The 16,789-nt window shown below is 62.0% G+C and carries 17 protein-coding genes and 1 pseudogene; 16 read left to right on the forward strand and 2 right to left on the reverse strand.

What is annotated here, in order from left to right; translation table 11 throughout:
• Position 1: 1 nt before the first annotated feature.
• Both HY921_06395 and HY921_06400 read left to right on the forward strand, forming a co-directional pair.
• Positions 2 to 601, forward strand: coding sequence for a hypothetical protein (locus HY921_06395; protein MBI5630497.1), 600 nt, complete (start codon positions 2 to 4; stop codon positions 599 to 601).
• An 85-nt stretch (positions 602 to 686) separates the two neighbouring features.
• Positions 687 to 2,852 (forward strand): hypothetical protein, encoded by a 2,166-nt coding sequence (locus HY921_06400; GenBank protein ID MBI5630498.1) that lies wholly within the window; start codon positions 687 to 689, stop codon positions 2,850 to 2,852.
• A gap of 77 nt (positions 2,853 to 2,929) precedes the next feature.
• On the opposite strand, the gene HY921_06405 is transcribed toward HY921_06400, so the two are convergent.
• A complete protein-coding gene (locus HY921_06405) occupies positions 2,930 to 4,270 on the reverse strand; it encodes a thiolase family protein (protein MBI5630499.1) in 1,341 nt (446 codons plus the stop codon).
• A 103-nt stretch (positions 4,271 to 4,373) separates the two neighbouring features.
• On the opposite strand from HY921_06405, the gene HY921_06410 reads away from it, so the two are divergent.
• The 5 genes and pseudogenes from HY921_06410 to HY921_06430 all read left to right on the forward strand — a co-directional run bounded on the left by HY921_06410 (position 4,374) and on the right by HY921_06430 (position 9,648).
• Positions 4,374 to 5,687, forward strand: a complete 1,314-nt coding sequence (locus HY921_06410; protein MBI5630500.1) for a glycosyltransferase family 4 protein — start codon at positions 4,374 to 4,376, stop codon at positions 5,685 to 5,687.
• Entirely contained in the window at positions 5,671 to 6,063 is a 393-nt protein-coding gene (locus HY921_06415; GenBank protein MBI5630501.1) for a thioesterase, read from the forward strand. The genes HY921_06410 and HY921_06415 overlap by 17 nt, the downstream gene beginning before the upstream one ends.
• Position 6,064: 1 nt before the next feature.
• On the forward strand, positions 6,065 to 7,270 hold the full coding sequence (locus tag HY921_06420) for an acetyl-CoA C-acyltransferase (protein ID MBI5630502.1): 1,206 nt from the start codon (positions 6,065 to 6,067) through the stop codon (positions 7,268 to 7,270).
• A gap of 651 nt (positions 7,271 to 7,921) precedes the next feature.
• Positions 7,922 to 8,971 carry a beta-lactamase family protein gene (locus tag HY921_06425; protein ID MBI5630503.1) on the forward strand — a complete coding sequence of 350 codons (1,050 nt, stop codon included), beginning with the start codon at positions 7,922 to 7,924 and terminating at the stop codon, positions 8,969 to 8,971.
• 551 nt (positions 8,972 to 9,522) lie between these two features.
• Positions 9,523 to 9,648: pseudogene (locus HY921_06430) on the forward strand (hypothetical protein).
• 56 nt (positions 9,649 to 9,704) lie between these two features.
• Here the strand turns inward: HY921_06430 and HY921_06435 are convergent.
• A complete protein-coding gene (locus HY921_06435; GenBank protein MBI5630504.1) occupies positions 9,705 to 10,646 on the reverse strand; it encodes a response regulator in 942 nt (313 codons plus the stop codon).
• A gap of 433 nt (positions 10,647 to 11,079) precedes the next feature.
• Here HY921_06435 and HY921_06440 point away from each other — a divergent pair, with 433 nt between their 5' ends.
• The 9 genes from HY921_06440 (at position 11,080) to HY921_06480 (ending at position 16,788) form a co-directional block, all read left to right on the forward strand.
• A complete protein-coding gene (locus tag HY921_06440) occupies positions 11,080 to 11,316 on the forward strand; it encodes an AtpZ/AtpI family protein (GenBank protein MBI5630505.1) in 237 nt (78 codons plus the stop codon).
• A 7-nt stretch (positions 11,317 to 11,323) separates the two neighbouring features.
• Positions 11,324 to 11,659: a hypothetical protein gene (locus tag HY921_06445; GenBank protein ID MBI5630506.1), complete on the forward strand. Its 336-nt coding sequence runs from the start codon at positions 11,324 to 11,326 to the stop codon at positions 11,657 to 11,659.
• Positions 11,656 to 12,393, forward strand: a complete 738-nt coding sequence (gene atpB / locus HY921_06450) for a F0F1 ATP synthase subunit A (protein ID MBI5630507.1) — start codon at positions 11,656 to 11,658, stop codon at positions 12,391 to 12,393. Before HY921_06445 ends, atpB begins: the two co-directional genes overlap by 4 nt.
• 73 nt (positions 12,394 to 12,466) lie before the next feature.
• The gene (atpE, locus tag HY921_06455; GenBank protein MBI5630508.1) at positions 12,467 to 12,757 is read left to right on the forward strand and encodes an ATP synthase F0 subunit C; all 291 of its coding nucleotides are present in this window, start codon (positions 12,467 to 12,469) and stop codon (positions 12,755 to 12,757) included.
• A gap of 96 nt (positions 12,758 to 12,853) precedes the next feature.
• Positions 12,854 to 13,360: a F0F1 ATP synthase subunit B gene (gene atpF / locus HY921_06460; protein ID MBI5630509.1), complete on the forward strand. Its 507-nt coding sequence runs from the start codon at positions 12,854 to 12,856 to the stop codon at positions 13,358 to 13,360.
• The gene (gene atpH, locus HY921_06465) at positions 13,361 to 13,897 is read left to right on the forward strand and encodes an ATP synthase F1 subunit delta (GenBank protein ID MBI5630510.1); all 537 of its coding nucleotides are present in this window, start codon (positions 13,361 to 13,363) and stop codon (positions 13,895 to 13,897) included.
• On the forward strand, positions 13,887 to 15,410 hold the full coding sequence (locus HY921_06470; protein MBI5630511.1) for a F0F1 ATP synthase subunit alpha: 1,524 nt from the start codon (positions 13,887 to 13,889) through the stop codon (positions 15,408 to 15,410). The genes atpH and HY921_06470 overlap by 11 nt, the downstream gene beginning before the upstream one ends.
• Positions 15,410 to 15,868 carry a hypothetical protein gene (locus HY921_06475; protein MBI5630512.1) on the forward strand — a complete coding sequence of 153 codons (459 nt, stop codon included), beginning with the start codon at positions 15,410 to 15,412 and terminating at the stop codon, positions 15,866 to 15,868. Before HY921_06470 ends, HY921_06475 begins: the two co-directional genes overlap by 1 nt.
• Positions 15,865 to 16,788: an NAD-dependent epimerase/dehydratase family protein gene (locus HY921_06480; GenBank protein MBI5630513.1), complete on the forward strand. Its 924-nt coding sequence runs from the start codon at positions 15,865 to 15,867 to the stop codon at positions 16,786 to 16,788. The genes HY921_06475 and HY921_06480 overlap by 4 nt, the downstream gene beginning before the upstream one ends.
• Position 16,789: the final 1 nt, after the last annotated feature.

Below are 16,789 nucleotides of genomic sequence, written 5' to 3' on the forward strand. Positions count from 1 at the left end.
AGTGAATTTTTTCTGGATATTTTTATTGAACGCGAGCCTCGTCATGGGCGTGCAGCCCCCATCAACGTCGAAAGCCGCTCCCGAGACCGTGGAACTGGTCGAGCTCATCTTGAAGTCTTCCCTGGAGAGCTTGAGCGAGCTCTCCTCCGAAAAAATCGAGGAATTCCTGGCCGTGGACGCCGAGAGCCTCCCCAAGAAGCTGCGCCAGCGCTTCAAGGCCAAGAGTCTCGAGCTGCGCAATTGGATGCAGATGCGCAAGGGCAAGGAGAAAGGCATCATCCGCATGCCGGAGAAGAACTGCTCCCCCGTCTCGGGCTCCAAGGGCGACGAGGTTCAGGTCCTCATCATGGCGGGTTTCACCGAGATCACCAAGCAGGAGAAAGAATACCTCGAGCGCAAGACCAAGTGCACGGAAGAGGACATGATGTGCGAGTTCACCTTGCAGATCGTGGTCGAGAAGAAGACGAAGGGGTTCAAGCAAAGGCGGTTTTTCCTGCACCCCCGCGATCCCCTCATGGCTTTCGTGGGCGAATTCCGCGCCGGGGCCAAGGGCGGCAACACCAATTTCTTCGGCATCGGCGGGCCCAGCTGTTCGCATTGAACCAGCGGGTCCTTCGGCCTACCACAGATATTCCCTAACGGCCCATGCCTAAATCCGGCCGTGAGCCTATAATATCATGGCGTCTGTGACCAGGGTACTGCGGGCTTTTCTAGCTTCTCTCCTGTTTTTATCCGCCGGCTTCAACCCGGCTTGGGCCAGCCTCCGTCCCACCCTCAAGCCCATCAAGCTCCAAACAACCCTGGCCCTGCCGCGGTTCCAGGGCTTTGCCCTGCGCCTGCGCGCCGGGATGTCGTCATGGCGCTCCCCTATGTCCGCAAACAGGGCGCCGGCGGCCGAGGCCTTGACGCGGGAGGGCCGGCTTTTCGACCAGCAGGTTCCGCGGCTGGCCCTGGCCGGCGCCGTCCTGGCCGGGGCCTGGGCCTTGGGTCATTTCGGGGTTGTTCCCGACATGGGCCATGGGGCATCGCTTGCCGCGGTTTTTGCCATTCCGGTATTTTTTAACGAAGGGGGGCATGATTCCACTGCCGGGCGAAGAATTCGCGATATCCTGCGAAAAGATTATGGCCCTGGAGTTTTGATTCCCATTGAAGGGAAAATCAGCGGTGACATACAGAAGACGACCGCTATGGATTCCTACGCTTACAAACGCGGCCTGGTGTGGCTGCGGATCAACAATCATTTGGCGCTGCTTTCAAATGGGAACGCGCTTTTCGTGGATTTTGAGAGCAAAGAGACGGAACTTCCTTCCGAGCTCAGGGACATCAATGTCCAGGTTCGTAGAGCTATTTCTAATTTAAACAGCGGAGAATTTCAAAGGCAGGCCCACGCCTTGGACGAGCTTAAGGAATGCCGGCGCCGCTACGCTCGGCTGAAGTATTCCGGAGTGGAGGGCTTGGAATCGCGCCTGGCCCAGGTCCGGGCCCTCGAGATCAACGGGGCCTTTGAGCTCTTGCGGCGCCAAGCCAATGAGGGCACTGATAAGGATGCGCTGGCTTATCTGACCGAAGCTTATGCGGACGCGTCCTCCCAGGCGTGGCCAAAAGCCGGGAGCATGGTCCAGGCATGGCTTAGGACCTTGGCCGCCAGCACCGAGCTGGCTCCCCTCAAGAACTTCACGGCCAACCTGGACAGCAAGTTGGACTATCCGGATGTCCTGGATTACGATCCCGAGGTCGCGGAGCGCGTCGAGGGTTGGCGAAGCAAGTTCTCCGGCTCCGGAATATCGGACAAGCTGGAGGGGATTCTCCGGCAGGCCGAAACAGGCCTTCGCTTCCTGGAGGGGAAGAGCTTCCCCGAGCACACGCAGGCCTTCGCCCATTTGGAGCGGGCCGTCATTCAGGGCCGGGAATGGGTGAGCCACAACAACTACTTCTCCGGTTGGGATGATGTCCAAACCCTTTATCACAGGTGCCTCCTGATACTAATGCGCGATTTGGCCAAGGCCTCTCGGGCCGACCCCGAGCTCCTGGAGGAACTGGAGGACCGGCACGCCGATGTCGGAAGCGATTGGGGCAAGGTCGTTTTCAGCCCGCGCTTGGCGGATTTCTTGAACAAAATCCTCAACGCGCCGGATCAGCATTGGGAATATTCCCTGAATTGGAGTTTCTCCCTGACCCCCGATGAGGGGCGGGAGGCCGTCAATGCGATTCACGTGCTGAAGAGGCTGCTTCCTAGCACGGACGAATCGACAGCGCGCTACCCGCAAATCATGGAGAAGCACATTCCCAGCGGCGCCATCACTGAGCAGGACCTTCTTTGGACGCCGCCCAGCCGCGAGAAAGCAGGCTTGCCGGAGTTGGGGGAGGAGGCTCCCGCGCCTCCGTCCGGGGATTGGGGGATCACTTTGTCCCTCATAGGCGAAGAGATCCAGCGGAGCCCAGGCATTTCCGGGGGCCTCAAAAGACAGTTCCAACGTCTGGATTCGGACGACGCCAAGATGTGGGCCGTGGCGTATCGAATACTGAATCCTGTCTTGCGGGAATTGGAAAGCCGGGGGTGGTCCGCCAAGAAAAGTTTGGGCAAAAATAAAAGGAGAGAACTTTTGAGAGCCGTCCTCTCCGCCATCGCGGCGGCCAAGGAGGCGGCCCTGCGCGACGCGGAGAAGGTGCAGGATGCCTTGGATCGCGGCGGAGTCTGGGCCAAGACGCGCAGCCCCATGACGTTCCGGCAAGCCTTGGAGTTGGCCGAGGACCTCCTTTTCGTCCGGCACTATTACCTGGGCCGGAAAACGGCTCTTGATGTTGACAAACACCGCAAGGAATTGAGGTCGCGGCTCGGCATCAGGGATTAGAACATGAGGCGCAAACGTCTAGGATTCCTGCCGAGAAATTGAAGCTGGTGCTTCTTCAGAAGAATGAATGTTTAACGCTAAAGCCTTTCGACCACCATCGCCCCGCCCATCCCGCCTCCGGCGCAGGCCGCAAGCATTCCATAGCGCCCCGTGGGGTTGGCCTTCAGGGCGTAGAGCAGGTTCAGCATGAGCCGGGCGCCGGTAGCGCCCAAGGGATGCCCCAAGGCGATAGAGCCTCCGTGGGGGTTTAGAGCTCCCGAGGAGAATTTTTCCTGCCAATCGTGGCCGAAGCGCTCCCGGCCCAGCTTGAAGATGGAGAGAACGGTCGCGGCGAAGGGCTCGTGCAATTCAACATGGTCGAGCTCTGCGAACTTCACGCCGGCCTTTTCGAGGGCCACGGGAGCGGCCAAAGCGGGAGCCACGCCCATGTGGGCTGGGTTGTTGCCGTGGAAGCCCCAGCCCTTGAGCTCGGCCAGGATCTCGAGGCCGAGGGCCTTGGCCTTCTCCTCGGTCGCGACAATAAGGGCCGCGGCCCCGTCCGAGCGCCCGCAGGAGTTGAAGAGGGTGACGGAGCCCGTAGCTCCTTCCTGGAATTCTTTTCCAATGTAATGCCCGAAGTCGCGGTAGAAGTCCCTCAAGGAATAGCTGGAATTGTCGAAAAGGGCCGGGGCCTTGGCGAACATTTGGGGTTTGGCCACCAAATCCTTGCGCAGGAAGGGGTATTCGTCCTTCTCGAGGCCGGCTCCATCGGCCTTGGCCGGGACCACGTGAGAGGCGTAGAAGCCCTTGTTCCAGCCCTCGATGGCCCGTCTGAAGCTTTCGTGGGCGTATTGGTCCTGGGCTTGGCGGGTGATCCCGTAGATTTGGGCGCAGACCTCGGCCGTGCCGGCCATGTTGATTTTTTTGACCGGATCGGTCAGCCCCTCCTCCATGGAGTCGATCACGGCCACCTGGGGGCTGGAAGGGAGGCTCGCCCATTTTTCCTTGACCGTTGCCAGGCTTCTCAGTTCTTTGAGGCTGCGGTTGCCTTCAATAGTATAGGGCATGCGGGACATGCACTCGGTCCCGCATGCGATGTAGAGTTCCCCCTCGCCGGCCAGGATGAAGCGCGCGGCCGCGGAAATAGCCTCGATCGAGGAAACGCAATTGTTCTGGACCGTGACGGCCTGGGCTTTTTCAGGCAGGCCGCAGCGCAGGAGAGCCACACGGGCGATGTTTGGCGCGGAAAAGCTCTGCCCCACCCAGCCCGCGATGAGCCCGTCCACGGCTTCCTTGGGCAGCTTAGATTTTTGGAGTAGGCCCTCCACCGCGATCTGTAGGAGCGCCTCGGGGCTCAGATTCGCCAAGGAGCGGGAGATGTGCCCGATCGGCGTCCTGGCTCCGACGCCTAGAATGATTTTTTTGGATTCGGCCCGCATTCGGTTATAGTATACTAATTGAATTCGGTGACAGTTAACGGAATTCCTCACCCAATTCCCCATGCGTAAACTAGTATTTATTGGCAGCCATTTGGGCTATCCCATGGACAAGACCCCACTGGGCGGGGGGGCCATGGTGGGGGTCAAGCTCGTCCAGCATTGGCCCCAGGACGGCTTTGAGCTGGCGGTCCTGGGCTCTGGAGCCCTTCCTCCCCGGCCTGGCCTCGAATACGCCCAAATCCAGACTCCTACCGCGGCCAAGCACCGGGGGCTCGTGCGCCTTTCGGAATGGGATTACGGCTCCTTCTGCCGCGAGTTCGAAGAGGGCAGCACGCGCTGGCTCCTGGAGCGGCGGGAGCGCTTCCCGCCGCGGGAGACCTGCGTGCTCGTTAACGACGTCTCCGAGGGCCCAGACCTGGCGGCTCTCTCCGAGGCCGGCTACCGTATCGTGTCCCTCTGGCACGTGGATGTGGTGGATTATTTCAACAAGATATACCTCAAAAGCTGGCTCTCTGCTCGAACCGCGGCTGCCGGCTACGAGAGGCTGAGGGCCATGGGCGCAAGCCGAATTCTGCCTGACCTTCTGCGCCTGGTCTTCGAGAAGCAGAGAGAGACAGTCAGGCTCTCCCGGCGACTGATCGTGCCTTCCCGGGCCATGAGCGAGACCTTGCTCGACTGCTACGGCTGCGCGGTCATGACGCGCGGGGAGCTCGCGCGCCGGATTTCCGTGCTTCCCTGGGGCATGTGGCGCGACCCGGTGAGCGAGGATGAGTCCCAAGCCCGCGCTCGAGTCCTCAAGGACCGCTATCGGATCGGGACCCACACCACCACCGTGATGACTTTGAGCCGGATCTCCCCGGAGAAAGGGATACATCTTCTCATCGAGGCTTTGCGCCTCCTCGAGAAAAAAAGCTTTTTCCAAGACCGCGACTGCTGCCTCTTATTGTGCGGCGAGGCGGCTTTCATGCAGGGGTCGCGCTACCTAGAGCAGGTCAAGGAGACCGCGGCCCGGCTGTCCCGGGTGCGGGTGTTCTTCCCCGGCTATCTCTCGCCCCTGGAGAAGCAGGCGCATTTGAGCCTGGCCGACCTTTTCGCTTCTCCTTCCATCCACGATAGCTACGGCCTCAGCATCGTCGAGGCCATGCAGGCGGGCCGCGCGGTCCTGGCCAGCGATCATTATGGGGTGCGTGACCTCTTGCGGCCGAGTTTCGGCCGCAAGGTGGCCTACCCCAGCTTGGGCGAGGCCCCGGCGGCCCTGTCCGCGGCCTTGGAGGATATTCTTTCGCAGAGGCGCAGGCTCAAGGCCATGGGCCAGGCCGCGCGCCTGGCCGCCGAGGGCATGCCTTTCGAGAAGGCGGCGGCCGAGGTCCTGCGCCTGTCACTCGAGGAAGAGGCCTTCCATGAAGCCCGGCTTTAAGGTTGGTCTCAAGGTGGACATGCCAGCCGTGGTCAAGCCATCCATGAAGCCCTATCTGGAGGGCTTGGTCAGCCATCGGCTCTACGCCACTTGGGCCATGGTCTACCACATGGAAACGGCCTCGCGCATGCTGCTGGCCCCATATCTAGAGCCCAGCGAGGAGGCGGTGGGGGCGGGGGTCCTGGTCAAACATCTGCGTCCCGCGCGCCTGGGTTCGCCCCTGCACGTGGTGGGCACCTTGGTCCGGGTGAGGGGCTCGCGGGTCTATTCGCGCATCGAGGTGTTTACCCGACACCGGAAGGTGGGCGAAGGTTCCACCATGCAGGTGGTGATGTCGCGGGCGCGGTTCGCTCGGCTTCTGAAGGAGGCGCGCTAACATGGCAGTCCGTGAAGCGGTGGCGGTGGCGGCGGTGCGGTCTCCCGTGGGCAGGCTCGGGGGGGCCTTGGCCGGGGTGCGCCCGGACGATTTGGCCGCGGCCGTGATAGCGGCCCTCTTGAAGAAGGCCCCCCGCCTCGACCCGGCCGAAATATCGGACGTGTACCTTGGCTGTGCCAACCAGGCGGGCGAGGACAACCGCAACGTCGCGAGAATGGCCGCGCTTTTGTCTGGTCTCCCCCAGTCGGTGCCCGGCTGCACTGTCAACCGCCTCGGCGCTTCCGGCTTGGAGGCCGTCAATGCCGCGGCCCGCGCCATCCTGGCCGGGGAGGGCGACGTCTATGTTGCGGGAGGAGTGGAGAGCATGAGCCGGGCGCCGTGGGTCCTGCCCAAGGCCGAGGCTCCCTATCCCTACGGCAACCTCACGGCCTACGACACCGCCCTCGGCTGGCGCTTTCCCAATCCCCGCCTCGAGAAGATGTTCCCCCTCTACAGCATGGGGGAAACGGCTGAGAACGTGGCCGAGCGCCATAACATATCGCGCAAGGATCAGGACGCCTTCGCCCTGCGCAGCCACCAAAGGGCTGTCGCGGCGCAGACCGGCGTTTTCAGTGAGGAGATCGTCCCCATCCAAGTCATCGGCCGCAAGGGTGAAAACCGCGAGGTTGCCGTCGACGAAACTCCGCGGCCGGACTCGAGCCTGGAGAAGCTCTCCGCCCTGAAGCCCGCCTTCCGCGCCGGAGGCAGCGTCACCGCAGGCAACAGCTCGACCCTCAATGACGGAGCCTCGGCCCTGCTTCTGATGGAAAGGTCCAGGGCCGCGGCTCTTGGCCTTGCGCCCCTTGCGCGTTGGGCCGGCTCGGCCTCGGCCGGAGTGGATCCCTCCTACATGGGCCTGGGCCCCGTGCCTGCGACCCGAAAGCTCATAGGCCGGCTGGGGATTAAGATCTCGGAGATAGACTTGATCGAGCTAAACGAGGCCTTCGCGGCCCAAAGCTTGGCCTGCATCCGAGAGCTTGGAATAGACGAGGAGCGCTTGAACGTGAACGGCGGCGCCATCGCGCTCGGCCACCCCCTGGGCTCGAGCGGAGCGCGCCTCTGCGTGGCCTTGCTTCACGAGATGCGCCGGCGCAAGGCCCGGCGCGGCTTGGCGACCCTTTGCGTAGGAGTCGGGCAGGGCCTGGCGACCCTTTGGGAAGCGGTATAACACTAGTGTAGTGTCCCGGAAATAACTGGACAATGGAAGGCCCAGAATTGAGAACAGTTCTAGGAGCCTGTCCGAGTAATCGTCCGGACGCATGACAGGTCCCTTCCGCATTCTTGGAATGGCGGTCCGGGTCCTGCCGGGGGTGGGGCCCATCGCCCTCTGCGCGACTTGCTGTGCTCGTCTCGCACCCGGGCGATCCGACCCACCCCCGTCACCCGACCCGTTCAAGGATGCGGATCGGACCTGGCCCAAAAACGGGCCGCCGACACACTCGATCGCCTTATTATGGTATATTTGTCCTACCATCGCCCGGTCGACGGCGTGGACGCCTCCGCCTATCGTTTGAGTGAGACTACTACAATGTTCCCCAGACTGTTGAGATGCTTATTTATCGCGGCGCTCTTGGCTGCGGGGCCAAGCGGGCAAGTCAGTGCCGGTCCTCTTCCACTCTCAGAGTCTGAATTTTTCCGCAGGCTTCAAGCAATCAGGCAGGCAGTCTTACAGACTCAAGCTCAGGCCCCTCCGGCCGTCAGGGCCGCGCAAAGCAATCCGCCCGATTTCCCAATCGGCAACCCGGTCCAGGAGGGGCTCGACTCCGCTGCGCTTAAGAGGCTCCTAGATCGTGCGGCCGCAGAGCGCTCGGATGTCATTTTGATCCTGAGGCGCGGCAAGCTCGTCGCCTCGCAGGGCGCCTGGGATCGGAAGATCTACGCGATGTCCGCGACCAAGTCCGTGGCGAGCCTTGCTGTCGGATTACTCATCGATGACGGCCTGATTCAATCGCTCGATCAGCCTGTGTCGGATTTCGTTTCCCAGTGGAAGGAAGGAGAAAAGAGTAAGATCACAATCCGCATGCTGTTGAATCACACCTCCGGCCTGGACACCCACGGGCGGGGAGTGCCCTACGCTTTGAATGCCCCGCTGGTTTACCCGCCGGGAACCGCTTTCGTCTACAATAATCCCGCCGTTGATCTTCTTGGTGTGGTCATCGAAAAGGCCTCGGGCGTGCGCGCCGATCTCTATATCGCCCGGCGGCTTTTCGAGCCGCTCGGCATCGCCGATTGGGATTGGGCCAAGGACAGCGCGGGAAACCCCTTGATCGCCGGGGAGCTCCAAATCCGGCCGGCGGATCTAGCGAAGATCGGGCAAATGGTTCTTGACGGAGGCGTGTGGAACGGACGGCATGTGCTCAGCAAGAGCTGGCTTGAGCGGTCGGTCGAAGCGTCGCAGCCTTTCGATCCCACATGCGGCCTGCTCTGGTGGCGGGACGCGCAGGCGCGTTCCATCGGGTTTACGCCCAGACTGTTGGAAGCCTGGGGCCGGGCGGGGGTTCGCGCCGAGGTCCTCGATCCGATGCGCCCTTTGGTCGGGCGGCCGATGAAAGACATGGGCGAGCTCATCGCCGCGATGCGAGCCGCCTATCAGGGCCATCCTTCGTACCTGAAGGAGCTCAACGCGGTATTGATGCGCAACCGACTCCAGTGGTACGAGGTCATTGAACTAGGCCCGGTCGAGGGCTTCTCCGCGCAGGGTTGGCTTGGGCAATTCCTGGTGGTGGACCTCAAGCGAGGCTTGGTCGGCGTCCGCATGCGCGATTCCCGCCCAAGCGATTATCCGACGCTTGAGAATCCACATCCGCCCTATGTGGACACGTTCGATGACTTCCCGAAGTATGTTCACGAACTCGCGCCAGCCCTCTAGGAGCCCGTCCGAGTAAATCCCGTCGGTAAGAAGTAAAATTCTCTCCGCGCCCAAGGAGAGAATGAGCAAAACCTACCGCCCCTACGAGCCGGACCAGATGCTGTTGCTGCCGTCGTCGATCAAGGACTGGCTGCCGAAGGGCCACCTGGCGCACTTCGTCAGCGACATGGTCGATGAACTGGACCTGAGCGCGATTACGACGGTCTACGAGCGGGAAGGCCGCGGCTACCCGCCGTACCACCCGACGATGATGGCGAAGATGCTGCTCTACGCGTACTGCGTCGGTCTGCCGTCGAGCCGCAAGATCGAGCGCGGGCTTGTGGAGGACGTGGCGCTGCGCTACCTTGGAGCCAACAACACGCCGGATTTTTGGACGATTTCTGATTTCCGAAAACGGCACCTTGAGGCGTTGAGCTATGGGTGGATGAGGTCGACGAGGCGGAGGACGCGGAGTACGGGCGCGACAAGCGAGGCGATGAACTGCCGGAGGAGTTGCAGCACCGGGAAGGGCGGCTCAAGAAGATTCGATAAGCCAAGGCAGCGCTGGAGCAGGAGGCGCCATCGCGCTCGGCCACCCCCTGGGCTCGAGCGGGGCGCGCCTCTGCGTGACCTTGCTTCACGAGATGCGCCGGCGCAAGGCCCGGCGCGGCTTGGCGACCCTTTGGGAAGCGGTATAGAACGGCTGGTATAACACGGTAGCAGGTGCCAGGCACCCTCCGGGAGCCAGGCACCGCTAGCGTCGGCGATCGACCACGTAAGCCGAGCCGGGCTGCTGCTTGGCGAATTTTTTGAGCTCGGCGCCGTAATGCGAGATTTGCGCGTAGGAGGTAAGGCTGCGCAGCCCGTTATGGCAGATCCCTATGGCGATGGAGAGCAGGGGAAACTCGACCACTCGCCCCTGCCTGTCGGTTGAGACGATTTTTTTATTCTTGCGATCCTTCGCGTTGTAGAAGATGGGCGCCATGCCATCAAAATCCGTGATGATATCCCGAGAGAGGGCCTCCATGCGCTTGGGATGCGTCAGGACGATGAAGTCGTCCCCCCCAATATGCCCCACGAAATCCTCCACCACGCCCTTGCCGCCGCGCGTTAGCTTGACGAGAATGTCGGCAGTGGCCTTGATGACCTTGTCGCCGGCCTCGAAGCCGTAGGCGTCGTTGTAGGCCTTAAATTGGTTAAGGTCGAGGTAAAGGACGGCCAAGGGCTTGCCCGACTCGATGGCCTCCTTGATCCTCCTTTGGATCGAGACGTTCCCTGGCAGGCGGGTGAGGGGATTGGCGTCGAGGCCCTGCTGGGTGCGCTTCAAGATCATGTGGATGCGCGCCAGGAGCTCCTGGAGATCCACGGGTTTGGTGATGAAGTCGTCGGCGCCGAGGTTGAGCCCCTTGATTTTGGTGTCTCGGGTTCCCGCCGCCGAGAGCAGGATCAGCGGCAGGTGCTCGTAGAGAGAGTCCTTGCGCAGCTCCCGGCAGACCTCGAAGCCGTCCATGCCGGGCATGCGCAGGTCCAGGATCGCGATGTCCGGCGCGCGGGCGCGTATGGAGTCGAGGGCTTGCCTCCCGTTGTCCACCGTCTCCACATGAAAGCCGGCCATCTCCAGGCTTTGCTTGATGACGATTAGGAGGTCCGGCTCGTCATCGGCCAGCAGGATGCGATGCTTATTGTCGGAGCTCACGAGCCTAGTTTGGTCGTAATTTGTGACCATGTCAAGAGTCTCCGCCTAGTGCTCCGACCGAGCCATAATGCGCGTTGTGGGGGCCCGGATTTGAGCTGGATGCTAGGAGCGAGGAGGGAGCATAGCGGTAGCTATGTGACCGACAAGCGACGCCGCAGGCCGCCAAAGCCGGACCCCCGCTCTATGGAGGAACTGTCTACGATCAAGATGTCAGCGATTTCCTTAAGAAGAGCGGCCGGACGCTTTTGGCCTACGCCTTCGTTGCGCTCGCCTCACAGGCCTTTCAGGCATGCTCGGCTCGCGCGCCTCGGCTCGCTCCAAAAGCGGCCGGCCACAACGCGCATTATGGCTCGGTCGGAGCACTAGTCCCGTCGGGCCGAGAAATTGACAGTAATTCTCAAAAATTGATAAAATGACTTTGTAAGTTTCTTGCATGTCCGTCGATCCCGAGGAGTCTGACAAGAAGCAAAACGGGGCCGCCGCGTGGGCCTTCGCGCTGGGCGCGGGAACGCAGCTCGTGACCAGCGTTCTCCTGGGCTTTCTCGCGGGGCAATGGCTCGACGGCAAGCTCGGGACCGGGCCGTGGTTGATGTTGTTGGGCGCTTTCTTGGGAATCAGCGTTGGACTCTACCAACTTATCAAGGCGCAGGCGCGTCGCGACGGCCGTTAAAAGCTCTTTGGAAGCAGCCTTGGCGGTGGCGGCGGCTCTGACTCTGGCGGGCATGTTCGGGCGGCCCGCGGAGCAGTGCCGGGGCGCGGCTGTCGGGCTGAGCGCGGCGTGGCTGGCCTCAAGCCTGAGCACATTCGCGTTGATCTGGACCAAGGCCGTTTCCGCGGAGGCCTTTTGGTGGGCCTTCGGCGGGGGAATGGCCCTGCGCGCGGCGGCGCTTGGCTGCCTCATGGCTTGGAGCGCGCGGGCCAAGGGCGTTGCGCCGGCGGCCATGCTCGTCTCCTACGCCCTGGGGGTCTTGGTTTGCTTGATGGTGGAGTATAGGCACATAAAATTAAAATGAATTTCGAACGCATCCTCGAGCATCACCTGATGGATCACGCCCTGGCCTTCAACCTCACCAAGCATCTGGTGACGCTGTGGTCCGTCAGCGCCGCCTGCGTCGCTCTGCTGTCCTGGGCCGCGCGCAGCCGCTCGCGCGCCGGGCTGCTCTTGCGCGGCGCGGTCGAGGCCGTGGCCCTTTACCTGCGCGATGCGGTGCTCGAGCCCATATTCGGCCATTCCACCGCCACCTATTTGCCCTATTTCCTAACATTGTTCTTCTTCATCCTGGCGTGTAATCTGGTCGGCCTCCTGCCCGGCGCAGCCGCCATCACCGGCAACATTTCCATCACTTTCGCCCTGGCGAGCTGCACCTTCGGCTTGATCCATCTGGCCGGGGTCAAGGAGCAGGGTCTTTTTTCCTATATCGCCCACATCGTTCCGGGCGGCCTACCGAAGGTCCTGGTTCCTCTCATTTTCCTCATCGAGATCGTAGGGCTCCTGGCCAAGTGCATCGCCCTCTGTATCCGGCTCTTCGCCAACATCATCGCGGGGCATATCGTCTCTCTGGCATTCCTGTCCCTGATCTTCATTTTCGCGCAAATGAGTCCCTACATCGGGCTCGGTGTCGCTCCAGCGGCCGTGGGTTTGGCTCTTTTTGTCTACGCACTGGACGTCCTGGTCGCGTTCCTGCAGGCGTACATCTTCACCTTTCTCACCGCCTTGTTCGTCGGCGGCGCCGTACACCCGCATTAGCGGAGGTCGCAAACGGCGGCTCATGAAGCGCGCCGACCAAGGGGCCAAGGCCCCGAAGCAGGAGGTCGTTAGAATGCTGTATCTAGGACTAAGCTACATCGGAGTGGGAGTAGGGGCGGGGATCTGCCTCGTCGGCGCGGCCATGGGCATCGCGAAGCTCGCCCGGGCGGCGCTAGAGGGCGCGGCCCGCCAGCCGGAGGCCGCCGGCTCCCTGCAGACCATGATGATCATTCCGGCCGCCATGATCGAGGGCTTGGGGCTGTTGGCCCTGGTCATCGCGTTCTTGGCCGTGGGCGCTCTCAACAAGGGCATCGAGGCCGCGGGACGTGGTTCCGCGCCGGCCGCGGCGGTAGAGCATCATTGAAATAATCCGGGACCCCGGGAAACGGGTCCCGGATCGATTTGGACGGGACGAATGGAACGGCTGGTGCCAGGCACCTAGAGGAGAGAAAGGACTGATATGGACAAACTGCTAAACCCTGATACAGGCCTGGTGGTGTGGACGATCGTGACCTTCCTCTGCCTGGTGTTCATCTTGAAGAAGTTCGCCTGGGGGCCTCTTTTGGCCTCTGTCGAGGATCGCGAGAAGAGGATGAAGTCCGATTTGGAGGGGGCCCAGGCCGCCCGCGCCGAGGCGGAGAGAATCAAGAACGAGCTCGATGGACAGATGGCGAACCTCCAGGCCAAGAGCCGGGAGTTCCTGGCCCAGGCATTGAAGGAGGGGGAGGGTCTCAAGGCTCAGCTCAAGGCCGCGGCGGAGGCAGAGTCGCAGAAGATCAAGGACAAGACCATGGCCGATCTCGCCGATGAGAAGCAGCGCCTGGTCCGCGAGCTTCGCCATGAGGTGTCCCAGCTTTCCGTGTTGGCGGCAGAGAGGCTGCTGCGCCAATCCGTGGACGACCGCGTGCAGAAGACCGTGCTAGAGTCCTTCTTCCATGATTTGGAGAAGGCGGATAAGGCCCATTGAATGAAAGCCACTGACCGGGTTCTGGCCTGGCGCTACGCCAAAGCCCTGTTTCTGGCGGCTTGCGCCAAAGGGGTTGAGGGCCGCGTTCAATCGGACCTGCAAGGCTCCCATGGCGCCCTTCTCGATATCCTGCCGGCCCTGCGCCATCCCCTGACTCCCGCCCTCGAAAAGAAAAGGAGGATCCGCCAGGCCCTGGAGCGCAAGGTGGGGGATATGGCATTGAGCTTCCTGGAGCTTTTGGTGGACAAGAAGCGCTTCGAGCTTCTGCCCCTGATCGCCTCGGACCTCGGCAAGCTCATCGCGGAGAAGAACAACGAGGCCAAGGCCCATGTCCGCGCCGCGCGAGCGCTCTCCGCGCAGGACCAGGAGCGCCTCAAGAGCGCCCTGCGGAAATTTACGGGAAAGAACATCGAATTGGAGATCAAGGAGGACCCCGAGATCATCGGGGGCGTGGTCGTGCGGCTGGGGGATTGGGTTCTCGACTCGAGCTTCCGCGGCCAACTGCGCAGCCTGAGGGAGGCATTGTATGTCCATTAGACCGGAAGAGATCACGGCCGTGATCAAGAAACAGCTCGAGGGATTCCAGGGCTCGACCGAGCTCAAGGAGGAGGGCTTCGTCCTCCAGGTGGGCGACGGGATCGCGCGCATTTACGGCCTCGAGAACGCCATGGCCGGGGAACTCTTGGAGCTTCCCAACGGCGTCATGGGCATGGTCTTGAATCTGGAGAAGGAGAACGTGGGCTGCGTGCTCATGGGCTCCGACAGGCTGATCAAGGAAGGCGACCCGGTCAAACGCACCGGGCTCATCATGTCCGTTCCCGTGGGAGAGGCCATGGTCGGCCGCGTGGTCAATCCCCTGGGGCGTCCCATAGACGGCAAGGGCCCTATCAACACCACCAAGACCCGGCCCATCGAGGTCGTGGCTCCCGGCGTCATCGAGCGCTCTCCCGTCAACGAGCCGCTTCAAACCGGCCTCAAGGCCATCGATTCCATGATCCCGATCGGCCGCGGCCAGCGCGAGCTTATCATCGGCGACCGCCAGACCGGAAAGACAGCCATCGCCATAGACACCATCATCAACCAGAAGAATGCCCCCAACCGGCCGATCTGCATCTACGTGGCCATCGGCCAGAAACAGTCCACCGTGGCCCAGGTTACCCAGATCCTCCAGGACAGCGGGGCCATGGAGTACACCATAGTGGTCTCGGCCGCGGCCGCCGATCCGGCGCCTCTTCTCTACATCGCGCCGTACTCGGGCTGCGCCATCGGCGAGGAGTTCCTGTGGAAGGGCAAGGCCGTCCTCATCATCTACGATGATCTCTCCAAGCACGCCCAGGCCTACCGCCAGCTTTCCCTTCTTTTGCGCCGCCCGCCGGGCCGAGAGGCTTACCCGGGCGACGTTTTCTACCTCCACTCCAGGCTCCTCGAGAGGGCCTGCAAGCTCTCCGAGAAAAACGGAGGGGGTTCTCTCACCGCCCTTCCCATCATCGAAACCCAGGCCGGCGACGTCTCAGCCTACATTCCCACGAACGTGATCTCCATCACGGACGGGCAAATCTACCTCGAAACCGGGCTTTTCTACTCCGGGGTGCGCCCCGCCGTTAACGTCGGGCTTTCCGTTTCGCGCGTGGGAGGGGCCGCGCAGACCAAGGCCATGAAGCAGGTGGCTGGCCGCTTAAGGCTGGATCTCGCTCAATACAACGAGCTCGCGGCCTTCGCCCAGTTCGGCTCTGACCTCGATAAGGCCTCCCAGCAGCAGTTGGCGCGCGGCGAGCGCCTGGTCGAGCTCTTGAAGCAAAACCAATACCAGCCCATGCCCTTCGAGAGCCAGGTGGTCTCCATCTTCGCCGGAGTCAACGGCTACCTCGACGACATCCCGAGCGCCTCTGCGCGGGACTTCGAGGCGGGGCTCTTGGGGCACCTCTCGGCCAAGCATCCAGCGATCTCCAAGGAAATCGCGGAGAAAAAAACCGTGGACGACGCCTTGAAGGCGCGGCTGGCGGCGGCTGTCCAGGAATTCAAGGCCCAGTTCAAGGCGGAGGCTAAGTAATGGCGTCCACGCTTCGATCAAGTGGAAGAGGGCTTCTTGCGGCCGCGGCTTTCGCGGCCATTGGCGCGGCCAGCGCGGGCGAGGCCATGCCCGCGCTGCAGATGATAAATCTCAGCTGCCTCGAGGCTTTGACCTCCATAGACCAGGCCGGGCTTGCCGGGGTATTTTCATTCATCGCCGAGGAAAAGACCCCCGAGGCTTTCGCCGACCTCCTGGTCCACGACCAGAAGGCCTTGAAGAAATTCGTTAAAAAGGTGGAAAAGGATTTTAAGGAAGCCTCGGCCATTTCGACGTGGGACCAGCAGGCCCTGCAGTTCGCGCTCACGGTCTACGGCTCTCCCCTGGCGGAGGCCTTGGGCAAACCCGCGGCAAGCGTTCTCGCCAAGCTCTCGGATCTGTCTCGGGCCCCGGCCGTGAGCCTGGGGGAGATGACGGAGCGGCGGAGAAAAGGCGCATGAAGGCCCTGGTCACGGGAGCCGCGGGATTTATTGGCTCGAACTTATGCTTGGAGCTTGCGGAAAGCGGCTGTTCCGTGGTCGGGATCGACAGTTTCCTCACCGGCCATTTCGAGAATCTCGGGAATTTCCCGGGAGACCTCGTGGCCGCGGACCTTTGCGAGCCCGCTTCCTGGAAGGATAAGGTGGAAGGCGTGGACGTGGTCTTCCACCAGGCCGCCATCACGGATACGACCGAGATGGACCAAAACAAGATGATGAGGGCTAATGTGGAGGCTTTCAGGAGCCTGCTCTCCTGGGCCGCCGAGCAGGGAGTCAGGAAAGTGGTTTACGCCACGTCGGCCGGGGTTTACGGGGATAACCCCGTGCCCATGAAAGAGGCGGATTCTCCCAAGCCCCTGAATATTTATGCCTTCTCAAAGATGGTTATGGAGTCTCTGGCCAAGGAGTTCGCCGCGGCTCGCCCAAAAATGTCCATCGTGGGACTTCGCTACTTCAACGTTTTCGGGCCGCGCGAGCGGTTCAAGGGCAAGGCCGCGAGCATGATTTGGCAGTTGGCCCAGCAGATGCGGGCCGGCCGGCGTCCCAGGATTTTCGAGCACGGAGAGCAATACCGGGACTTCATCTACGTGCGCGACGTGGTCCGGGCCAACCTCCTGGCCCAAAAGGCCCCGAGCGGGGTTTACAACGTCTGCACCGGGACCCGGACCACTTTTAATCAAGTCATCGAGATTCTCAATGGAGTCTTGGGAACCCGCCTAGCCCCGGACTACTTCAAGAATCCCTATTCCTTCTATCAGAACGAGACTTTGGGCAATCCCAAGGCCGCGGAGAAGGCTCTCAAGTTCAAGGCCGAGTATTCCGTGGAGGAGGCGATTCTGGAATATTTCGGGCAAGGCCGCGGGGCCCCGGTGGGAGTATAAA

Source organism: Elusimicrobiota bacterium, assembly GCA_016218575.1.
Taxonomy (GTDB): domain Bacteria; phylum Elusimicrobiota; class Elusimicrobia; order UBA1565; family UBA9628; genus JACRDN01.